The organism is Streptomyces olindensis, assembly GCF_040645895.1.
Classification (GTDB): Bacteria; Actinomycetota; Actinomycetes; order Streptomycetales; family Streptomycetaceae; genus Streptomyces; species Streptomyces olindensis.
Window position 1 is genome coordinate 1 of the sequence record NZ_JBEYZD010000008.1, and the last position, 18,877, is coordinate 18,877.

At 71.8% G+C, this 18,877-nt stretch carries 20 protein-coding genes and 2 pseudogenes; 7 read left to right on the plus strand and 15 right to left on the minus strand.

What is annotated here, in order from left to right:
• Window positions 1–91 precede the first annotated feature (91 nt).
• The 5 genes and pseudogenes from ABZ948_RS06540 to ABZ948_RS06560 all read right to left on the minus strand — a co-directional run.
• Window positions 92–214, minus strand: a pseudogene (locus ABZ948_RS06540) (reductase); the annotation flags it as partial.
• 69 nt (window positions 215–283) lie between these two features.
• Complete coding sequence (locus ABZ948_RS06545) at window positions 284–871, minus strand: winged helix-turn-helix domain-containing protein (RefSeq protein WP_037763212.1); 588 nt, start codon at window positions 869–871, stop codon at window positions 284–286.
• Between the two features lie 334 nt (window positions 872–1,205).
• Window positions 1,206–2,237 carry a glutamine synthetase gene (gene glnII / locus ABZ948_RS06550; protein ID WP_359757835.1) on the minus strand — a complete coding sequence of 344 codons (1,032 nt, stop codon included), beginning with the start codon at window positions 2,235–2,237 and terminating at the stop codon, window positions 1,206–1,208.
• A 357-nt stretch (window positions 2,238–2,594) separates the two neighbouring features.
• Window positions 2,595–3,308 (minus strand): SCO2207 family protein, encoded by a 714-nt coding sequence (locus ABZ948_RS06555; RefSeq protein WP_359757836.1) that lies wholly within the window; start codon window positions 3,306–3,308, stop codon window positions 2,595–2,597.
• A 122-nt stretch (window positions 3,309–3,430) separates the two neighbouring features.
• Window positions 3,431–3,790 (minus strand): arsenate reductase family protein, encoded by a 360-nt coding sequence (locus tag ABZ948_RS06560; protein ID WP_359757837.1) that lies wholly within the window; start codon window positions 3,788–3,790, stop codon window positions 3,431–3,433.
• Window positions 3,791–4,017: 227 nt separating this feature from the next.
• On the opposite strand from ABZ948_RS06560, the gene ABZ948_RS06565 reads away from it, so the two are divergent.
• Window positions 4,018–4,332, plus strand: a complete 315-nt coding sequence (locus tag ABZ948_RS06565; RefSeq protein ID WP_359757838.1) for a hypothetical protein — start codon at window positions 4,018–4,020, stop codon at window positions 4,330–4,332.
• A gap of 54 nt (window positions 4,333–4,386) precedes the next feature.
• On the opposite strand, the gene ABZ948_RS06570 is transcribed toward ABZ948_RS06565, so the two are convergent.
• Window positions 4,387–5,442 (minus strand): aldo/keto reductase, encoded by a 1,056-nt coding sequence (locus tag ABZ948_RS06570; RefSeq protein WP_359757839.1) that lies wholly within the window; start codon window positions 5,440–5,442, stop codon window positions 4,387–4,389.
• Between the two features lie 94 nt (window positions 5,443–5,536).
• Here ABZ948_RS06570 and ABZ948_RS06575 point away from each other — a divergent pair, with 94 nt between their 5' ends.
• Window positions 5,537–6,163: a TetR/AcrR family transcriptional regulator gene (locus ABZ948_RS06575; protein WP_359757840.1), complete on the plus strand. Its 627-nt coding sequence runs from the start codon at window positions 5,537–5,539 to the stop codon at window positions 6,161–6,163.
• Window positions 6,164–6,206: 43 nt separating this feature from the next.
• Here the strand turns inward: ABZ948_RS06575 and ABZ948_RS06580 are convergent, their stop codons facing one another.
• The 7 genes from ABZ948_RS06580 to glnA all read right to left on the minus strand — a co-directional run bounded on the left by ABZ948_RS06580 (window position 6,207) and on the right by glnA (window position 12,993).
• Window positions 6,207–7,391: a winged helix DNA-binding domain-containing protein gene (locus tag ABZ948_RS06580; RefSeq protein ID WP_359757841.1), complete on the minus strand. Its 1,185-nt coding sequence runs from the start codon at window positions 7,389–7,391 to the stop codon at window positions 6,207–6,209.
• Between the two features lie 88 nt (window positions 7,392–7,479).
• Window positions 7,480–9,111, minus strand: a complete 1,632-nt coding sequence (locus ABZ948_RS06585; protein ID WP_359757842.1) for an alpha/beta fold hydrolase — start codon at window positions 9,109–9,111, stop codon at window positions 7,480–7,482.
• A 41-nt stretch (window positions 9,112–9,152) separates the two neighbouring features.
• Window positions 9,153–9,737, minus strand: a complete 585-nt coding sequence (gene pspAB, locus ABZ948_RS06590) for a PspA-associated protein PspAB (RefSeq protein WP_359757843.1) — start codon at window positions 9,735–9,737, stop codon at window positions 9,153–9,155.
• 7 nt (window positions 9,738–9,744) lie between these two features.
• A complete protein-coding gene (htpX, locus tag ABZ948_RS06595; protein ID WP_359757967.1) occupies window positions 9,745–10,662 on the minus strand; it encodes a zinc metalloprotease HtpX in 918 nt (305 codons plus the stop codon).
• 98 nt (window positions 10,663–10,760) lie between these two features.
• A complete protein-coding gene (locus tag ABZ948_RS06600; protein ID WP_359757844.1) occupies window positions 10,761–11,132 on the minus strand; it encodes a cupin domain-containing protein in 372 nt (123 codons plus the stop codon).
• Between the two features lie 47 nt (window positions 11,133–11,179).
• Entirely contained in the window at window positions 11,180–11,440 is a 261-nt protein-coding gene (locus tag ABZ948_RS06605) for an SCO2583/SCO2584 N-terminal domain-containing protein (protein WP_359757845.1), read from the minus strand.
• Window positions 11,441–11,583: 143 nt separating this feature from the next.
• Window positions 11,584–12,993 carry a type I glutamate--ammonia ligase gene (glnA, locus tag ABZ948_RS06610; protein ID WP_359757846.1) on the minus strand — a complete coding sequence of 470 codons (1,410 nt, stop codon included), beginning with the start codon at window positions 12,991–12,993 and terminating at the stop codon, window positions 11,584–11,586.
• A 210-nt stretch (window positions 12,994–13,203) separates the two neighbouring features.
• On the opposite strand from glnA, the gene ABZ948_RS06615 reads away from it, so the two are divergent.
• A complete protein-coding gene (locus ABZ948_RS06615) occupies window positions 13,204–13,671 on the plus strand; it encodes an RDD family protein (protein WP_031114006.1) in 468 nt (155 codons plus the stop codon).
• Window positions 13,672–13,859: 188 nt separating this feature from the next.
• A complete protein-coding gene (gene rarD, locus ABZ948_RS06620) occupies window positions 13,860–14,873 on the plus strand; it encodes an EamA family transporter RarD (protein ID WP_359757847.1) in 1,014 nt (337 codons plus the stop codon).
• Between the two features lie 80 nt (window positions 14,874–14,953).
• Here rarD and ABZ948_RS06625 read toward each other — a convergent pair.
• Window positions 14,954–16,108: pseudogene (locus ABZ948_RS06625) on the minus strand (MFS transporter); the annotation flags it as partial.
• A 91-nt stretch (window positions 16,109–16,199) separates the two neighbouring features.
• Between ABZ948_RS06625 and ABZ948_RS06630 the strand changes: the two are divergent.
• Window positions 16,200–16,673 carry a winged helix-turn-helix transcriptional regulator gene (locus tag ABZ948_RS06630; protein ID WP_359757848.1) on the plus strand — a complete coding sequence of 158 codons (474 nt, stop codon included), beginning with the start codon at window positions 16,200–16,202 and terminating at the stop codon, window positions 16,671–16,673.
• On the opposite strand, the gene ABZ948_RS06635 is transcribed toward ABZ948_RS06630, so the two are convergent.
• The gene (locus ABZ948_RS06635) at window positions 16,660–17,283 is read right to left on the minus strand and encodes a CGNR zinc finger domain-containing protein (RefSeq protein ID WP_359757849.1); all 624 of its coding nucleotides are present in this window, start codon (window positions 17,281–17,283) and stop codon (window positions 16,660–16,662) included. The two genes, ABZ948_RS06630 and ABZ948_RS06635, sit on opposite strands and share 14 nt — an antisense overlap.
• A gap of 21 nt (window positions 17,284–17,304) precedes the next feature.
• Between ABZ948_RS06635 and ABZ948_RS06640 the strand changes: the two genes are divergently transcribed.
• A complete protein-coding gene (locus tag ABZ948_RS06640) occupies window positions 17,305–17,778 on the plus strand; it encodes a VOC family protein (protein ID WP_359757850.1) in 474 nt (157 codons plus the stop codon).
• A 141-nt stretch (window positions 17,779–17,919) separates the two neighbouring features.
• Window positions 17,920–18,870, plus strand: coding sequence for a M28 family metallopeptidase (locus ABZ948_RS06645; protein WP_359757851.1), 951 nt, complete (start codon window positions 17,920–17,922; stop codon window positions 18,868–18,870).
• The last annotated feature ends 7 nt before the right edge of the window (window positions 18,871–18,877 follow it).

Below are 18,877 nucleotides of genomic sequence, written 5' to 3' on the forward strand. Positions count from 1 at the left end.
CTCACACCACTACACCTAGTTTTTTTTTTTGTATCTGGATTTTCCTTTTTTCTCCCCCTTCCGCCCGGGGCGCCCCCCCCACCCCCCCCCCCACGCCCGGCGGCGCCTCGTGCCGTCCCCGGTGGAAGACGGTGACCTCCCAGCCCCGCGCCAGCGCCGCCTCCACGACGGGCCGCCCCGCGAACTCCGTACCACCCAGCATCAGAAGCCTCATGCCGCCGACTCTGCCGGGTGGAGCGGCGCGGCGGAACGAGGATCTGCTGTCAGCAGACGGCGCGCCGGGTCAGGGGCCCGTCGGCGGTACGTACTTGTAGCCGACGCGGCGCACCGTCCGGATCGTGTCGCGGTGCTCGGCGCCCAGCTTGCGGCGCAGCCGGGCGATGTGGACGTCGACCGTGCGGCCGTCGCCCACGTGCCCGTAGCCCCACACCGTGCCGACCAGCTGGTCGCGGGTGTGCACCCGGCCCGGGTGCGCCACCAGGTGGGCGAGCAGCTCGAACTCCAGGTACGTGAGGTCGAGCGGCCGTCCGGCCACCTCGGCGGTGCGCTGCACGGTGTCGACGCGGATCAGCGGCTCGCCGCCCGGCTCGGCCCCGGCCTCGGGGCCGGTCGCCGCGGGCCGGTCCGGCACCGCCACCGGGAACGGCGGCTGCTGGTCGGCCGGGACGAGCACCAGGTAGCCGATCATCGGCGGCTGCCCGGGCAGCGTCGGCAGGGTGTGCGGGGGAGCCGGCAGCCAGGTGGCACCGGGCGGCAGCAGATCCGCCACGGTCACCACCTCGTCCCGGTCGACGGCACGCAGCCGGTGCCGGGGGCCGTGCGGGGCGGGGGAGTCGAGGGTGGCGGTGGACAGGGAACGAGTGGTCGCCATGAGAGGTCAGCTCTTTTCGCGCGAGAGGTTCGTCAGGGGACGTACGCCGTTGCGCGCTGGCCGAAGACCGGAGGGTACGGCTTTAGAGGGCCGGCGCGTTCACCGCGCGGCAACACACCCGGTCGAAGTCGTGGTGCTGACGGGAAGGCCAGAAGGGCTCGAGGTCATGGCGACCCGTCGCGGGGAGCTTCTGGAGGCTGGCCATGCCCCCATTGAAGCAGAAGAAGGCCCCCGGCAGGACCCTCCTCTCACTGCTTGGACGCTTCCCCGGCACACACGCGAGGGGGCGCCCACCGTTCCCGGTGGGCGCCCCCTTCACGGAGCTGTGGGTGGATCAGACCTGGCCGGCCTTCTCCAGGGCCGAGCAGCACGTGTCGACGAGGAGGCGGGTCACCACGTACGGGTCGACGTTGGCGTTCGGGCGGCGGTCCTCGATGTAGCCCTTGCCGTCCTTCTCGACCTGCCACGGGATACGGACCGAGGCACCGCGGTTGGAGACGCCGTAGGAGTACTCGTTCCACGGGGCGGTCTCGTGCAGACCGGTCAGGCGGTCGTCGATGCCGGCGCCGTAGTTCTTGACGTGGTCGAGCGGCTTGGAGCCCTCACCGAGCGACTCGCACGCGGTGATGATCGCGTCGTAGCCCTCGCGCATCGCCTTGGTGGAGAAGTTGGTGTGCGCGCCGGCGCCGTTCCAGTCGCCCTTGACCGGCTTGGGGTCGAGGGTGGCGGCGATGTCGAAGTCCTCGGCGGTGCGGTAGAGCAGCCAGCGGGCCACCCACAGCTGGTCCGAGACCTCCAGCGGGGCCAGCGGGCCGACCTGGAACTCCCACTGGCCCGGCATGACCTCGGCGTTGATGCCGGAGATGCCGAGACCGGCCTTCAGGCAGTTGTCGAGGTGGGCCTCGACGACGTCACGGCCGAAGATCTCGTCGGCGCCGACGCCGCAGTAGTAGCCGCCCTGCGGGGCCGGGAAGCCGCCCTTGGGGAAGCCGAGCGGGTAGCCGTCCTTGAAGAAGGTGTACTCCTGCTCGATGCCGAAGATCGGCTCCTGCGCCGCGAACTTCTCCGCGACCTCGGCCAGCGCGGCACGGGTGTTGCTGGCGTGCGGGGTGAAGTCGATGTTCAGCACCTCGCACAGCACCAGCACGTCGTCGCCGCCGCGGATCGGGTCCGGGCAGGTGAAGACCGGCTTCAGGACGCAGTCCGAGGCGTGGCCCTCGGCCTGGTTGGTGGAGGACCCGTCGAAGCCCCAGATCGGCAGCGCGTCGAGACCGGCGGGGGAACCCGCGATGATCTTGGTCTTGGAACGCAGTTTGGCCGTCGGCTCGGTGCCGTCGATCCAGATGTACTCAGCCTTGAAGGTCACGGGCCACATCCTTCGGGGGTGTGTCTGGGCGCGTATCGCGGGTGCTGCGGCGCTGCGGCACTGGGGCGCCGCTGTAGTTGCCCGGCAGCTTGTCAACAGGCGATTTCCCGGCCATTGCTCGAATGTGAACCCCGTGTTACCTGGTGGCGCTGTGCCACAGGTCACGCTGTGAGGGTGTTTGCCCCGGGGAGGCAGGGCCGGTCACCGGCTTCCCTCCGTCAAGCCGGTGACCGCCGCCGCGTGGCCCTGACGTGCCGGTCCCGCCGCCCCTGGCCGGGGGCAGCAGGACCGGTGACACGTACGGGGGGCGGCCGAGGGGTGGGCCGCCCCCTCAGTGACTCACTCGATCGTCCGGCCTCACCCCACCTTCTCGATCACGGCCCGGCGGATCAGGAACTTGCCGGGCTCACGGACCTGTTCGAAGGCCGCGTTGTTGAGCAGCACACAGCTGCCGGAGACCGAAGTGACCTCCACCGTCGTGGACTTGTCGTTGTCCAGGTTGGTGACCTTCAGCTTCGTGCCGGCCGGGAACTGGTTGCTGGACGCGGCGGGCGCACCGCCCTCGCCGGAGAGCGTGACGGTGGAGCCGTTGCACACCTGCTGCCCGGAGCCCGCCGCGCCACCGCCGGGGTTCTGCGCGGGCTGCGAGGGCTCCGCGGACTCCGCCGGCTGCTGCGGCTCCTGGGGCTGCTGGGGCGGTGCCGACTGTGCGGGCGGTGCCGACTGTGCGGGCTGCGACGGCTGCGCGGCCTGGGAGTCCTGAGCCGACTCCCCCACCGCGCACCCCGACGCCTCCTGCTTCCGCTCGATCTCCGCGACGACCGCCTCGCGGTTGGCGATCCGCGCCTCGGACTGGGCGTCCGGGTTGGCCCGCTGGTCCGCGATGAACTTCTGGTTGTTGCCGAGGGCGGTGGCGAGACCCAGGCAGACGGTCGATTCCGACGCCGACTTGGGAGTCTGCGCGGCGTTCGACGTGCTCGCCATGACGAAGGCCCCGCCTCCCGCCACCGTCGCCGCGCTCACCAGCAGCGCGAGTTTCTTCTTCGTACCGAGCGTTCTCCTGCGCGACATGCGCGCCTCCTGAAGAGGTAGGGGAGCGTACGCCGCTATGTACGAGATACCGAACGAAGTTACTCAGTGGTTACAGGAGTCAGCTGAGTGACCTGCGCCACACGTGCGGGGGTGACCGGCTGTCAGCGTGACAGGGCGTCCCGTACGGCCTCGTCGGTGCGGGCCACCACCGCCGTGCCGTCGTCCGCGGTGATGATCGGGCGCTGGATCAGCTTGGGGTGCTCAGCGAGCGCCTTGATCCACCGGTCGCGCGCACCGGCGTCCCGCGGCCACTCCTTGAGACCGAGTTCCTTGGCCGCCGCCTCCTGCGTCCGGGTGATGTCCCAGGGTTCGAGCCCGAGGCGCGTGAGGACGCCCCGGATCTCGTCCTCGCTCGGCACGTCCTCCAGGTAGCGGCGGACGGTGTAGTCGGCGCCCTCGGCGTCGAGCAGCTGTACCGCGCTGCGGCACTTGGAACAGGCGGGATTGATCCAGATCTCCATGGGGCCACGGTACGCGCCGCAGGCTTTGTTCGATTTTCCGCAGTCCCAGCCGCCCCTTGCGGACCTGCCGTGACGTGACGCCAATTCCCCTCGCCACCTGGGAGTTTGCCGCGCCCGGCGACCTCCCCGTTGTCAGTGCCCGGCGGTAAACTGTAAGCAGTGTTCGAGGGTGGCGCCGGGGACGTCGATGTCTCCGTGGGCCGCCCGACCGCGACAGGAGGATGCCTGTGCCCGCTGCCGCTCTGACGTCGAAGCCGCTGCCCACCCAGTCCACCGCGAAGCGCCCCGTCCTGCTCGACCTGCCGTACGCGCCCGTGGAGAAGCGGCCGTTGCCGCCGGGCCGGCCGCGCGAGTGGTACGTCACGCACAACCGCCGCCTCAAGGCCATGCGCCTCGCCATCGCCCTGCTCGACTCGGGCGTCTACATGCCGAACCAGGCCCGCAACGAGACGATCCGCAGCACGGCGGAGCTGATCGGCGTCCACCCGCCGTCGGACACGACGTGCCACATGGTGCGGGCGCTCATGCGTTACGCGCGCTGACCCGGCCGATTCCGAGCGCCGGGCGCCCTGTTCCGAGGGGCGCCCGGCGCTTCGTCATGCCGCCCGGCCCGGCGTGGCGAACAGGGGCGGGTTCAGGCGGGCGAAGCCCTCCTGGCGCTCGTAGGGGAAGTAGGGGTAGGGCGCCGGGCGGTGGCTCGCCGCGTCGAGCCGCGCCACCTGCTCGGGGGTCAGGGTCCAGCCCACGGCGCCGAGGTTCTGGCGCAGTTGCCGCTCGTCGCGGGCGCCGATGATGACGGAGGACACGGTCGGCCGCCGCAGCAGCCAGTTGAGGGCGATCTGCGGCACGGCCCGGCCCGTCTCCGCCGCGATCTCCTCCAGCGCGTCCACCACGCCGTAGAGGTGCTCCTCGGCGACGGGCGGGCCGTAGTCGGCGGTGCGGTGCAGGCGGCTGTCGGGCGGGAGCGGTGCGCCGCGGCGGATCCGGCCGGTCAGGCGCCCCCAGCCGAGCGGGCTCCAGACGATCGCGCCGAGGCCCTGGTCCAGGGCGAGCGGCATGAGCTCCCACTCGTAGTCGCGGCCGAGGAGGGAGTAGTACACCTGGTGGGCCGCGTAGCGCGGGTGCCCGTTCTTCTCCGCCGCCGCGAGGGACTTCATCACCTGCCAGCCGGAGAAGTTGGAGACGCCGACGTAGCGCACCTTGCCCGCGCGCACGAGTGTGTCGAGGGTCGCCAGCACCTCCTCGACCGGCGTCCCGGCGTCGTAGGCGTGGAGCTGGAACAGGTCGATGTGGTCGGTGCCGAGTCTGCGCAGGGCGTCCTCGCAGGCGGTGATCAGCCGGGAGCGGGAGGAGCCCGCGTCGCCCGGTCCGTCACCCGTCGGCAGGCTCGTCTTGGTGGAGACGAGCACCTGGTCCCGACGGCCCTTGATCGCCTCTCCCAGCACCTCCTCGGAGGCGCCGCCGGAGTAGACGTCGGCGGTGTCGAACATCGTGATCCCGGCGTCCAGGCAGATGTCCACCAGGCGGCGTGCCTCCCGCGCGTCGGTGGTGCCCCATGCCCCGAAGAGCGGGCCGCGGCCGCCGAAGGTGCCGGCTCCGAAGCTCAGCGCGGGGACCATGAGCCCGGACGCGCCCAATCGCCTGTATTCCATCGGGACCCCCTTCTGGTCGGCTAACGGGTCTAGGGTTCCGTTAGTAATGGCTAAGGTAGCAGGGTCGAGCCGCTAATGGAACAGGAGTGCCGTTATGGCTGAGGGGGTCGAGCCGGGCACCGTACGCCCCGGCGGGCGCACGGCGCGGGTCCGGGAGGCGGTGCTGCGCGCGGCCGAGGACGCCCTGACCGAGGAGGGCTTCACCGGGCTGGACCTGGCCGACATCGCGCGCCGCGCCCAGGTGGGCAAGACGACCGTCTACCGCCGCTGGGGAACGGTGACGGGGCTGGTGGCCGACCTGCTGCAGGACATGGCCGAGCAGTCGGCGCCGCGCGCCGAGACCGGCTCGCTGCTCGGGGACCTGACGGCCAACGCCCGGCTCGTCCAGCGGACTCTGACGGATCCCCGGCAGGGCGCGCTGTTCAAGGCGCTGATCGCCGCCGCCACGGGTGACGCGAAGACGGCCGCGGCGCTGCACCGCTTCTACGACATCCGCGTGAAGGAGTGGGCGCCCTGCGTCCGGCAGGCCGTCGAGCGGGGGGAGGTGCCCGCGGGCACGGACCCGTATGACGTGATCCGGGCCGTCTCCGCTCCGCTCTACTACCACCTGCTCATCAGCGGCGGCCGACTCGACGAGCCCACGGCCGACCGGGCCGCGGAGGCGGCGGCGATCGCGGCCCGTGCGGGGGTGTTCGTACGGGCCGGGGGGAAGCAGGCGTAGCCGACGAGCCACGGGCGAGCGGCGCCCTTTCGGGTACGGTCCGTCAGCCCGTCGCCAGTTCCTTCTCCAGCGGGGTGCGGAAGCGTGGGGTGATTCTCGTCGTGCCCACCCACCCGCTCAGCCGTTCCGCCGCCGTCTCGACAGCCCTGCGGGTCTCCCGGCCGACGCCCTCCTCGTCGAGGATCCGCCAGGTGATCTCCCCGTCGGGCCGCTGGGCCCAGCCGCCGATCACCCGGCCGTTCCACCACACCGTCGGCCCGACGTTGCCGCTGCGGTCGAACAGGTGAGGCCGCAGCTCCGGCGCGAGGTACCAGTCGCGCTGCTGCCACCCCATCGCCGTCGGGTCGAGAGCGGGCAGCAGGGCGGCCCAGGGCTCGTCCGGCGCGGACACCGGGTCGACGTCGTCCGCCGCCACGTACCCCGTGCCCTCGTCCAGCGCCACCGGCCGCGCTCCGCACGCCGCCAGCGCCCTGCGCACATCCGTCACGCGCCACCCCGTCCACCACTTGAGGTCGGCCTCCGTCGCCGGACCGCACGCGGCGAGCCACCGCCCCAGCAGCTCCGCCTGCGCCTCGGCGGCGTCCAGCTCGGGATGCTCGGGGGCGACGGCCCAGCGGAACTGGCTGGACGTCCAGGAGCCGAGCGGCCGGCCGCGCACGACCTTGCCCTCGACGCCGAGCACCTTCAGCAGCCGGGTCGAGACCGTGTGCAGACCCTCGTAGCTCTTGCCGGCCCCGTACACGAACTGCTCGCGCAGCCGCGGCTCGTCCTGGGCGAGTTCGGCGGCCGTCGCCTGCCCCCGCCGGGCGAGTGCCGCCAGCGTCGATTCCTCGACCTCCTTCAGCCAGGCCGCGTCCGGCGCCCCGCCCGCGGCCATGGCCTTGAGCAGCGCGGCCCGCTCCCGGGCGGCGACCGCCAGCCCGGTCGAGGCGTGCACGACGGCGGTGAGGCCGGTGGGGAAGACGAACACCGTGTGCCGCATGCCGTGCATCCGCACCAGGGAACGGTCCTCGTACAGCGCGCGCCCGGTCTCGTCCACCGTCCGCGCCGGGTCGGCGAGCCGCGCCCCCACGGCCAGGTACACCGTCGCCGGGTCCGTGCCGTGCAGGGCGACGAGCGCGTCGGCGACCTCCTCGGGCGTCCCCGCCCGGGCCCCGCCGGCCAGCCGCTGCCGCAGCGCGAGCCGCGCCCGCCGCTCCGGCACGCCGATGTGCCGCTGTGCCCCCATGCCGGCCTCCCTCGTCGCGTCCCTCCGACCCGACTGCATCATCGCGGACACCACTGACAATCGACCGCGACCGGCCCGCCGCGCTCCCTCAGCCGTACCGCTCCATCAGCCCCGTCACGTACGTCTCCAGCCGCCCGCCCAGCACCTCCGGCGTCAGGTCGGTCCGCCCCAGCTCCCGCCACGGGCCCGCCGGCTTCGCCGCGTCCGGGGCGTAGGCCAGCGCGTCGAGCAGCCGCCAGTACAGGTGGTCGGGGCCCTCGGCCAGGCGCCTGCCGCCCCGTGCCGCGTAGCGGTCCCCGAAGCCGAGGCCGTACTCCGCGCCGTACAGCAGCGCGAGCGCCGTCGAGCAGTGGGCGACGTCCAGGTCGGCGGGGCCCCAGGAGGTCTCCACCCAGTCGACGACACCGCTGATCCGCAGCTCGGCCCCGGTGCCCGTGAAGAGCACGTTCCCCGGGTGGAAGTCCCGGTGCAGGAAGCAGCCCTCGTACGGCGGAGGGTCGCGGCGGATCACGTCCACGGCCCGTTCCCACAGCGCACCCTCCGGCGCGGCCACCCGCTCCGGGGACGTCCACGCCTGGTATGTCCGCGGCCGCTCCTCGGGAACGACCCGGTGGATCCGGGCCAGCTGGGCCGCCAGCAGGTCCACCCGCGCGTCGAGTTCCTCCTCGTCGACCCGCACCCGCCCCGGCAGCACGGACATCAGCAGGGACGGGTGGTCGCAGTGCTCGCCGGTCGCGTCCACACCGATCAACTCGGCGGCCGGCACACCCTCCTGCTCCGCCAGCAGCGTGAGGACCCCCGCCTCACGGGCCAGCAGTCCGGGCGCGTGCAGCCGGAAGAAGGGCTTCACGAAGGTCCGCAGCGCCAGCTCGGTGCCGTCGTCGAGGGTGAGCCGCCGCATCTGCGCGCTCCAGCCGCCCGTCAGAAAAGCGGACGTGTCGACCGTACGGCCCTCGGGGAGCTGTTTGGCCACCCACGCGCGCGTGGCCGTCCAGCCCCGCTCGCCGAGCCCGGTCAGGACGGCGGTGGCGAACTCCCGCCGGTCGTCGGGACGGTCCCGGAACCACCGGCCCAATCGGTGCTCCGCCTCCGGGAGCGTCCAGTGGGTGAACTGCGCGCGCCGGGCCAGCGCCTCCGACACAGCCTCCGTCACGGCGGGCGGGATGACCTCGTCCGTACCCGGCACCGCGAGCACCGCCCGCCCCTCGTACTCCCGCAGCACCTCCAGCGCGGGCGCCGCCCGCCAGCTCCCCGGACGGCGGATGATCTCGCTGAACCGCCCGTCGCCGTCGCCGAACGGCACGTCCCACGCCTCGGCCGCGTACACCGCCGGAGCGCACAGCCCGAGGGCCGCCACCCGGTCCCCGTAGTGCCGGACGAGATCGGCCACGGTCTGGCCGCTCATGCTGAACCCGACCAGGACCAGCGGCCCGTCCACGCGCGCGCGAGCGTCGATCACGGACACGGCCTGCTCGAAGCGGCGCCGCAGGCTCGACTCCCGCAGTGCTCCCGTGCTCTCCCCGTGCCCCGAGAAGTCGAAGGCGAGTACGCGGCAGCCGCGCGCGGCGAACTCCTCCAGCAGCGGCACCAGCCGCTCCTTGCTGCCGTTGCCCGCGCCGTGCAGCAGTACGACGGTCGCTCTGGCCTGTTCACCGCCGCCGGCCAGCCCGCTGAGGCGTTCGCCGTCGGCGTCGTGCGTGAAGGGGGTCAGCTCACTCATACGGCCATTCATTCACGCGGCGCGGGCCCGTGAGCGGCCGATCACAAACCCGGTGCTCCCCACACGGGGAACCAGCGGCCCAGGTCCTGCTCGATCGTCAGGTCGTCGGCGAGCGCGGCCCGCACCTGCAGCTCCAGCGCGTTGTCACGCCGCTGCGCCTCGCCGGGCAGGGGTGCGAACGGGTAGAACGTGCCGCGCTTGTAGAGGTAGACCAGCGCGAGCCGCCGCCCCGACCGGTCCCGGAACCCGGCCAGCGAGCAGAGCAGTTGGGGGCCGAACCCGTTGACCTCCATCTGGCTGTTGACGGCGTGCAGGTCGTTCACGAGCGGCACCAGCTGGTCGGGGGCGCGGTGCGAGACCAGCCAGGAGTAGCCGTAGTCGTCCTGCGTCAGCCGCACCGGTGGGCCGTCGCGGTCGGTGTCGGCGTCCAGCAGAGCCTGCACCTCGCGGTGGGTCTGCTCGAAGGCCGCGCCCTCGACCGTGGCGAAGCACACCGCCCCCTGCCCGGTCGGGGTGAAGCCCGCGGCGGCCTCCAGCGTGACGGCCGCCGACGGCAGCGCGAAGAGCCGGTCGAGGTCCGCCTCGACCGGCTTGGTCCGGCCGAGCAGGATGTCCAGCAGGCCCATGCTCCCCTCACACTCCTCCGGGCGCCGCCGCCTCGCCCAGCTCGGCGGACATCCGGCCCAGCTGATCGAGCCGTTCCTGAAGGCTCGGGTGGGTCGAGAAGAGCCGCGCGATGCCGGGCTCGCGGCCCAGCGCCGGCGTGAAGTAGAACGCGTTGAAGGCCTGGGCCGTGCGCAGGTCCTTCGTCGGGATGCGGGCGATGTCGCCGGAGACCTTGGTGAGCGCGGACGCCAGCGCCGAGGGCCGGCCGGTGAGCTGGGCCGCCGCCCGGTCCGCGGCCAGTTCCCGGTACCGGGACAGGGCGCGGATCAGCAGGAAGCTGATCGCGTACACGGCGGCCGACACGCCCATCACCGCGGCGAAGACGGCGGCCGTGTTCTGGTCCCTGCGGCCCCCGCCGAACACCTGCGAGTAGAACGCGAACCGGACGATCAGCCCCGCGAGCACACCGAGGAACGAGGCGACGGTGATCACGGCGACGTCCTTGTGCGCCACGTGCGACAGCTCGTGCGCGAGGACGCCCTCCAGCTCGGCCGGCTCCAGCCGCCTGAGCAGCCCGGTCGTCACGCAGACCACGGCGTGGTCGGGGTTCCGCCCGGTCGCGAACGCGTTCGGCATGTCCATATCGGACACGGCCACCACCGGCTTGGGCATGTCCGCGAGAGCGCACATCCGGTCGATCACCGCGTGCAGTTCGGGGAACTCCTCGCGCTCCACGACCCGGCCGCGCATGGCGTACAGGGCGATCCGGTCCGAGAACCAGTACTGCGCGCCGAGCAGCGCCGCGGCGACCACCACGACCAGCACCCACGACTTCAGCAGCACGACCAACGCGGCGACGAACCCCACGTACAGCAGACCGAGCAGGAACAGCGTGATCCCCATACGGGTGGTCAACCGCCGGTCACTTTGGAAGCGGCTGTGCATCTGCATCACCCCGCAGCTCACGCACTCGTCCCACAGCCAGTGTGCACCCGGGCCCACCCATGAACGGGTCGTGATCACCCCCAGGACCGGCAAAGACGTCAGACGCCGTCGGCGACCGCGTAGCCGGCCACCGACGGCCACCGCACCGTCAGCACCACCGACTCCTCCTCCGCGTACCAGGAGTGATCGACGCCGCGCCCCCACACCACGTAGTCACCCTGCTGCTCCAGCAGCAGGGTCCGTCCGGGGAGTTCGACGCGGAAGCGCCCACTGATCAGGATCAGCAGCGCTGTCCGCTGCTCACCCCTCACCCACCGCGCACGCGCGTCGCCCCGCGGGTGCACCCCCCACTTGATCTCCACAGCCTCGCTGTGCCGCGGATCCCCGGCGTCCTTGAAATGCCCCAGCAGCCATCCCTGGTCGAGCACCGCGTCCCGCCCGGCGTTGCCCACGTACACGCTGTCGTCCACGGGGGCGGACGCTAGCAGCCGCCGCCGGTCGGGGCCGGGCCGGTCGCCTAGTACGGGGCCCGGAAGTTGATGTACCCGAGCAGCACGATCACCGCCGCCACGCAGCCGAGCACCACGACCGTCGACACCCAGGAGGACCGGCGGCGCGAACCCACGTGCTCCGGGTCGGGGCGGAACGGCACGGGTCCGGGCGGGTTCTCCTTCCAGCGGGCGGCGAGCATGCGGGCACGGGCCGAGGGCTCCTTGTGCTCGGCGCTGTCCGCCCATCTGAGGTCGAACTCCCGCTCGTCGTCGTGCCGTTCCGACATCCCCGTAAACCTCTCTCGAACAACCGTGTCAGTACCGATGATCCCCCGTCCGGGGCCGTCTGTGAAGCGGGGTCCGGGCATACGACGGTGCCCCCGCCTCCGGGAAGGAGACGGGGGCACCGCGGGTACGACGGGGGCGTCGATCACACGTCGAAGTACAGCTCGAACTCGTGCGGGTGCGGACGCAGCTGCAGCGGCGCGATCTCGTTCGTGCGCTTGTAGTCGATCCACGTCTCGATCAGGTCCGGCGTGAACACGTCGCCCTGGAGGAGGAACTCGTGGTCGGCCTCGAGGGAGTCGAGGACGGCCGGGAGCGAGGTCGGGACCTGCGGGACGCCCGCGTGCTCCTCGGGAGCCAGCTCGTACAGGTCCTTGTCGATCGGCTCGGCCGGCTCGATCTTGTTCTTGATGCCGTCCAGGCCCGCGAGCAGCAGCGCCGAGAAGGCCAGGTACGGGTTGCCGGAGGAGTCGGGCGCGCGGAACTCGACGCGCTTGGCCTTCGGGTTCGAGCCCGTGATCGGGATGCGCATCGCGGCGGAGCGGTTGCGCTGCGAGTAGACCAGGTTGACCGGGGCCTCGAAGCCGGGGACCAGGCGGTGGTACGAGTTCACCGTCGGGTTGGTGAAGGCCAGCAGCGACGGGGCGTGCCTGAGGATGCCGCCGATGTAGTAGCGGGCGGTGTCCGACAGGCCCGCGTAACCGGCCTCGTCGTAGAAGAGCGGAGAGCCGCCCGTCCACAGCGACTGGTGGACGTGCATGCCCGAGCCGTTGTCACCGAAGATCGGCTTCGGCATGAAGGTCGCGGTCTTGCCGTTCTTCCACGCCACGTTCTTCACGATGTACTTGAAGAGCTGGAGGTCGTCGGCGGCGGCGAGCAGCGTGTTGAACTTGTAGTTGATCTCGGCCTGGCCGGCGGTGCCCACCTCGTGGTGCTGGCGCTCGACCTTCAGGCCGGCCCGCTCCAGCTCCAGGGAGATCTCGGCACGCAGGTCGGCGAAGTGGTCGACCGGCGGGACCGGGAAGTAGCCGCCCTTGTAGCGGACCTTGTAACCACGGTTGTCCTCGAGGGCGCCGGTGTTCCAGGCACCCGCCTCGGAGTCGATGTGGTAGAAGGACTCGTTCGCGCTGGTCGCGAAGCGGACGGAGTCGAAGACGTAGAACTCGGCCTCCGGACCGAAGTACGCCGTGTCGGCGATCCCGGTGGAGGCGAGGTAGGCCTCGGCCTTCTTCGCCACGTTGCGCGGGTCACGGGAGTACTGCTCGCCCGTGATCGGGTCGTGGATGAAGAAGTTGATGTTCAGCGTCTTGTCACGGCGGAACGGGTCGACCCGGGCGGTCGACAGGTCCGCGCGCAGCGCCATGTCGGACTCGTGAATGGCCTGGAAACCCCGGATCGAGGATCCGTCGAAGGCGAGCTCGTCGTCCGGGTCGAACGCGTCGACAGGCACCGTGAAGTGCTGCATCACGCCCGGGAGGTCGCAGAAGCGGACGTCGATGAACTTGACGTCCTCGTCCGCGATGAACTTCTTGGCCTCGTCGGCGTTCTGGAACATCCAGCTCCTCCTACTCCCGACCGTCCCGCCGGGGTGGTAGTTCGTTCGTGCGGCCAGTGCGGGTGGCACACGCTGACCTCGACCCTAGGGACGGGTGATTTCTCTGGCGTGACCCATTTGTTTCGCACAAGTTAACCGGCTCCCCTCCCACGGTAGCCCGGACACACCCCGCCGTGCCCTGGGCATTTCCGGGCGCAGTACCGTGGACGGGTGGACAACAGGCAAGCACTCGGATCGTGGCTCTCCGGGCCCCGCGCGGCCGCGGAAGAGGCCGGTGTCGACTTCGGATACCGGGGTGAGCAGCTCGGTCTGCCCGAGGAGGGGCCCGGCTCGATCGCCCGCCCGGGCCGCCGCCTCGCCGCCCTGGCCGTGGACTGGGGCCTGAGCCTCCTGATCGCATACGGTCTCATCACCCAGAGCTATAACGAGGCCGCGCAGATCTGGGCGCCGCTCATCATGTTCGCGCTGATGGTGCTCACCGTCGGTACGGTCGGCTTCACCCCGGGCAAGCGGCTGCTCGGCCTGCGTGTGCTCGCCCTGGACACCGGCCGCGTCAGCCCGTGGCGCTCCGCCCTGCGCACGGTCCTGCTCTTCCTCGCGATCCCCGCCCTGATCTGGGACCGCGACGGCCGCGGCCTGCACGACCGGCTGGCGGGCACGGTCGAGGTCCGCATCTGAACCGGACCGGCAACACGACATGACGAACGCCGCAGGGCCCGCCCTCCGGGCGGACGACGCGACTTTGCGGACACCCCCTAGCCACCCCACCCCCGGCTGTCATGACCGTATGCCGATACGGACATGACAGCCGGGGGTGCGCGGCATTACCGTCGTGCACGCGGACGCGACGTGTGAAGGAGGGGCCCGTGACCGGCAAGCCGAGGGGTGAGCGGCACATAGGACTGCTGAACGGCTTCGCGGCCTACGGGATGTGGGGGCTGGTGCCCCTGTTCTGGCCCCTGCTGAAGCCCGCCGGCGCGATGGAGATCCTGGCCCACCGGATGGTGTGGTCGCTGGTCTTCGTGGGCGTCGCCCTGCTCGTGCTGCGCCGCTGGGCCTGGGCCGGCGAACTCCTGCGGCAGCCCCGCAAGCTGGGCCTGATCACGATCGCCGCGGCGGTCATCACCGTCAACTGGGGCCTGTACATCTGGGCCGTGAACTCCGGGCACGTCGTCGAGGCCTCGCTCGGGTACTTCATCAACCCGCTGGTCACCATCGCTATGGGCGTGCTGCTGCTGAAGGAGCGGCTGCGGCCCGTGCAGTGGGCGGCGGTCGGAACAGGTTGCGCCGCGGTCGTCGTCCTGACCGTCGGCTACGGCCGGCCCCCGTGGATCTCCCTCTGCCTCGCCTTCTCCTTCGCCACGTACGGGCTGGTGAAGAAGAAGGTCAACCTCGGTGGCGTGGAGTCGCTCGCCGCCGAGACCGCGATCCAGTTCCTGCCCGCGCTCGCCTACCTGGTGTGGCTGACCGCGCAGGGCGGCTCCACCTTCGCCGCCGAGGGCGCCGGACACGCGGCGCTGCTCGCCTCGGCCGGCATCGTCACCGCGCTCCCCCTGGTCTGCTTCGGCGCGGCCGCCATCCGCGTGCCCCTGTCCACGATCGGCCTGCTGCAGTACCTGACGCCGGTCTTCCAGTTCCTGCTCGGCATCTTCTACTTCCACGAGGAGATGCCGCCCGAGCGCTGGGCCGGCTTCGCCCTGGTCTGGCTGGCGTTGACCCTGCTCACCTGGGACGCGCTGCGCACCGCCCGCCGGGCCTCCCGCGCGCTCACCACCGAGATCAGCGCGCCCAGCACGACCAGGACGACCGGCACGATCAGCGCCGCGCGGAACGCCGACAGCGTGGCCTCGGGGCCGGACCCGGTGGACGCCAAGCCGTAGACCGCCGTCACCGCCGAGATGCCGATCGCCGAGCCGAACTGCGTGGCGGTGGTCAGCAGCCCGCCGGCCAGGCCCTGCTCCGACTCCGTGACGCCGTCCGTCGCCGCGATCGTCAGCGGCCCGTAGGCCAGGGCGAAGGCGAGGCCGGACAGCAGCAGCGTCGGGAACATCATCGCGTAGGACCAGTCCATGCCGACCGGCAGGAACAGCGCGTAGGCGGCCACGGCCAGGGCGAAACCGCCGACGATCACCCGGGCGTTGCCGAAGCGGGTGACCAGCCTCGGCGTGAGCGTCGGCGCGAGGACGGCGTCGATGCCCATGACGAGCAGGGCGAGGGCCGTCTGGAGCGACGACCAGCCGCGCAGTTCCTGCAGATAGAGCGTGACGACGAACTGGAAGCCGAAGAAGGCTCCGAGGAACAGCAGCGCCCCCAGGTCGGCGCGCACGACCGGGCCCTGGCGCAGGATGCCGAGGCGGACGAGCGGGTCGGGGCAGCGGCGTTCGACCACGACGAAGGCCCAGGCCGAGAGCAGCGCGGCGACCCCGGCGCCCACGGTGAGGGGCCAGTCGCGCAGGCCGTGCTCCAGGCGTACGACGGTGTACGCGGCCAGCAGCATGGCGCCCACGGCGGTGATCGCGCCGGGCAGGTCGAAGGCGCGCCGGCGGGCCGGCGGGGCGTCCCGCCGGGGGATCAGGCGGACGGCGAGGACGAGCAGCGCGGCGGCCATCAGCACGGGCGCGAAGAACACCCAGCGCCAGCCGATCTCGGTGAGCAGGCCGCCGATCACCAGGCCGAGGGAGAAGCCGGCCGCGCCCGTCCCGGCGAAGACCAGCACGGCCTTGTTGCGCTGCGGGCCCTCCTCGTACGACGTGGTGATCAGGGAGAGCGCGGCCGGGGTCATGAACGCGGCGGCGACACCGGTGACGAACCGGGCGACGATCAGCATCCAGCCCTCGGTCGCGAAGCCCCCGAGACCCGAGAAGGCGAGGAAGACGGTCAGCCACAGCAGGAACATCCGCCGTCGGCCGAGCAGGTCGGCGGCTCTGCCGCCCAGCAGGGTGAAGCCGGCGTAGCCGAGGACGTAGGCGCTCATCACCCAGGCCGCGGTGCCGGTGGTCAGGCCGAGGTCGGAGCGGACGGCCGGGATCGCCACCGCCATCATCGCGACGTCGGCGCCTTCGAGGAAGATCGTTCCGCACAGGACGAGCAGCAGCGCCCAGGCACGCGTGCCCATGAATCAACACTCCTCTGGTAGGGATCGGTTACGCAAGCGAGGGTCGGTTCCCTCTTGTAACCACGACCACCCTGCGGCAGCATCGACAGACATGGAAGAAGGCACTTCTAAGTCACCGAGTAACTGCGAGAGCACCGTCGACCACGGCGACGCCGACCCCTTCCAGTGGGACACCCGCGAGGACTGCCAGGTCCGGCAGATCCTCGACCGGATCGCGGACAAGTGGTCGCTGCTGGTCATCGCGCTGCTGGAGAACCGGCGGCTGCGCTTCACCGAGCTGCGCCGGGAGATCGACGGGGTCAGCCAGCGCATGCTGACGGTGACCCTGCGCTCGCTGGAGCGCGACGGCCTGGTGAAGCGGACGGTGCACCCGGTGGTCCCGCCGCGCGTCGAGTACGAGCTGACCTCCCTCGGCAGGACGCTGCACACCACGATCCAGTCCCTGGTGACCTGGACGGAGAAGCACCAGGACGAGATCGCGGCGGCCCGGACCGCGTACGACACGCGGGAGGCCCAGGAGCAGGTCGGCCGTGTCGCCACCGCGGAGGCCGCTACGGCTCCCTAGGCGCCTGGCGGGCCCGGTGTGCCCGCACCTTCTCGCGGTTCCCGCAGCGCTCCATCGCGCACCAGCGGCGGCGGCCCGGGCGGGAGGTGTCGACGAAGAGCAGATGGCAGTTGTGGGCGCCGCACTCGCGGACGCGGTGGGCGTAGGGGCCGGTGAACAGGTCGATCGCGTCGCGGGCGACCGTGGAGAGCAGCTGTGCGCCGGTGGCGCCCGGGGCCCAGGCGCGGCTGCCGTCCGGGGCGATGCGGGAGACGAGCGCGGGTCCGGCCGCGGCGGCGTTGACGACGTCCAGGTGGGCGGTCCGCGGCGGACGGTCGTGGGCGCGGTCGGCGGCGAGCAGGAACAGGGCGTCACGCAGGGCGCGGGCGCGCTCCAGCTCCTCGACGGAGACGGTGAGGTCGAGCCCGGCCGGGAGCCGGCTGCGGCCGGCCCAGGCGACCAGGTCGGCCGGCTCGTGCAGCACCTCCCAGCGCGCGAAGGCGCCGGGGCCGCCGGTCGTCGTCAGCTCCAGGCACAGGGCGCCCGGGTCGAAGCGGTAGGGCTTCCCCTCGGACGAGACCAGCGTCAGGCCCGGAGGCTCGTTCGGCGTTTCCGCTGCGCGTCCGCTCACCTAACCAGTATAAGTGGTTACATGACGCAGACTCCCGCATCGCCCGCTCCCGTGCACTGGAAGGTCGTCATCGACGCCCGCGACCCGCACGCACAGGCCGGCTTCTGGGCCGCCGCCCTGAGGTACGAGGTCGAGGACAACAGCGCCCTCATCGAGAAGCTGCTCGGCTCCGGCGCCCTGCCCGAGGAGGCCACGGTCGAGTTCCACGGCCGCCGCGCCTTCCGGGACCTGATCGCCGTACGGCACCCCGGGGACCCGTTCGAGGAGGACAGCGGGACCGGGCTCGGGCGGCGGCTGCTGTTCCAGCGGGTGCCGGAGGCCAAGACGGTGAAGAACCGGCTGCACCTCGATCTGCACCCGGGCGGGGGGCACCGCGACGAGGAGGTCGCACGGCTGGAGGGGCTCGGGGCGAGCGTGCTGCGGCGGGTGACGGAGCAGGGCGGCGAGTGGGTCGTGATGGCGGACCCGGAGGGGAACGAGTTCTGCGTGCAGTGATCCGGGCCGGCCTCGGCAACGCCCTGTCCGGATACGGACCTTGACGGAGAGTCAGTCACAGCTTCACCATCCAGGCACCCCATTCACCGTGGGCTGCCTGTGGACACCCCACGGGCTTCCCAAGGAACTCGGAGCCCCCACATGAAGCTCTCCGTTTCCGCGCGTGCCGTGGCGGCAGGCGGCCTGGCAACAGCCATGCTCCTGGCCGGCGGTGCCGTGGCCGACGCCGCGTCCTCCGCTCCCGCCAGAGCGGCCGCCGCGCCGGACATACCCCTGGCGGGCGTCAAGGCCCACCTGTCCCAGCTCCAGTCCATAGCCACCGCCAACGGCGGCAACCGCGCGCACGGCCGCCCCGGCTACAAGGCCTCGCTCGACTACCTGAAGGCCAGGCTGGACGCGGCCGGATACACCACCACCGTCCAGCAGTTCACCGCCTCCGGCCGCACCGGCTACAACCTGATCGCCGACTGGCCCGGCGGCGACACCAACCAGGTCGTGATGGCCGGCTCGCACCTGGACAGCGTCTCCTCCGGGCCCGGCATCAACGACAACGGCTCCGGTTCGGCCGCCGTCCTGGAGACCGCGCTCGCCGTGTCCCGGGCGCAGTACAAGCCCACCAAGCACCTGCGGTTCGCCTGGTGGGGCGCCGAGGAGATCGGCCTGGTCGGCTCCCGCCACTACGTCAACCGGCTGGCCACCGGCGGCCGTTCACGGATCAGCGCGTACCTGAACTTCGACATGATCGGCTCCCCGAACCCCGGCTACTTCGTCTACGACGACGACCCGGCGATCGAGAAGACCTTCAAGGACTACTTCACCGGCATCGGCGTCCCGACGGAGATCGAGACCGAGGGCGACGGCCGCTCCGACCACGCGCCCTTCAAGAGCGCCGGCGTGCCGGTGGGCGGCCTGTTCACCGGGGCCAGCCGGACGAAGACGGCGGCGCAGGCGGCCAAGTGGGGCGGCACGGCCGGGCAGGCCTTCGACCGCTGCTACCACTCCTCCTGCGACACCACCGCCAACATCAGCGACACGGCCCTGAACCGCAACAGCGACGCCCTCGCCCACGCGGTGTGGGAGCTGTCCGAGTAGCCCCCGC

Coding starts and splice junctions, on each gene's coding strand:
- ABZ948_RS06605 (WP_359757845.1), bottom strand. CDS start 11,440: ATGTCGGAACGGCACGACGACGAGCGGGAGTTCGACCTCAGATGGGCG.
- glnA (WP_359757846.1), bottom strand. CDS start 12,993: ATGTTCCAGAACGCCGACGAGGCCAAGAAGTTCATCGCGGACGAGGAC.
- htpX (WP_359757967.1), bottom strand. CDS start 10,662: ATGCACAGCCGCTTCCAAAGTGACCGGCGGTTGACCACCCGTATGGGG.
- ABZ948_RS06575 (WP_359757840.1), top strand. CDS start 5,537: ATGGCTGAGGGGGTCGAGCCGGGCACCGTACGCCCCGGCGGGCGCACG.
- ABZ948_RS06640 (WP_359757850.1), top strand. CDS start 17,305: ATGACGCAGACTCCCGCATCGCCCGCTCCCGTGCACTGGAAGGTCGTC.
- ABZ948_RS06580 (WP_359757841.1), bottom strand. CDS start 7,391: ATGGGGGCACAGCGGCACATCGGCGTGCCGGAGCGGCGGGCGCGGCTC.
- ABZ948_RS06560 (WP_359757837.1), bottom strand. CDS start 3,790: ATGGAGATCTGGATCAATCCCGCCTGTTCCAAGTGCCGCAGCGCGGTA.
- ABZ948_RS06545 (WP_037763212.1), bottom strand. CDS start 871: ATGGCGACCACTCGTTCCCTGTCCACCGCCACCCTCGACTCCCCCGCC.
- ABZ948_RS06585 (WP_359757842.1), bottom strand. CDS start 9,111: ATGAGTGAGCTGACCCCCTTCACGCACGACGCCGACGGCGAACGCCTC.
- ABZ948_RS06570 (WP_359757839.1), bottom strand. CDS start 5,442: ATGGAATACAGGCGATTGGGCGCGTCCGGGCTCATGGTCCCCGCGCTG.
- ABZ948_RS06630 (WP_359757848.1), top strand. CDS start 16,200: ATGGAAGAAGGCACTTCTAAGTCACCGAGTAACTGCGAGAGCACCGTC.
- ABZ948_RS06555 (WP_359757836.1), bottom strand. CDS start 3,308: ATGTCGCGCAGGAGAACGCTCGGTACGAAGAAGAAACTCGCGCTGCTG.
- pspAB (WP_359757843.1), bottom strand. CDS start 9,737: ATGGGCCTGCTGGACATCCTGCTCGGCCGGACCAAGCCGGTCGAGGCG.
- ABZ948_RS06645 (WP_359757851.1), top strand. CDS start 17,920: ATGAAGCTCTCCGTTTCCGCGCGTGCCGTGGCGGCAGGCGGCCTGGCA.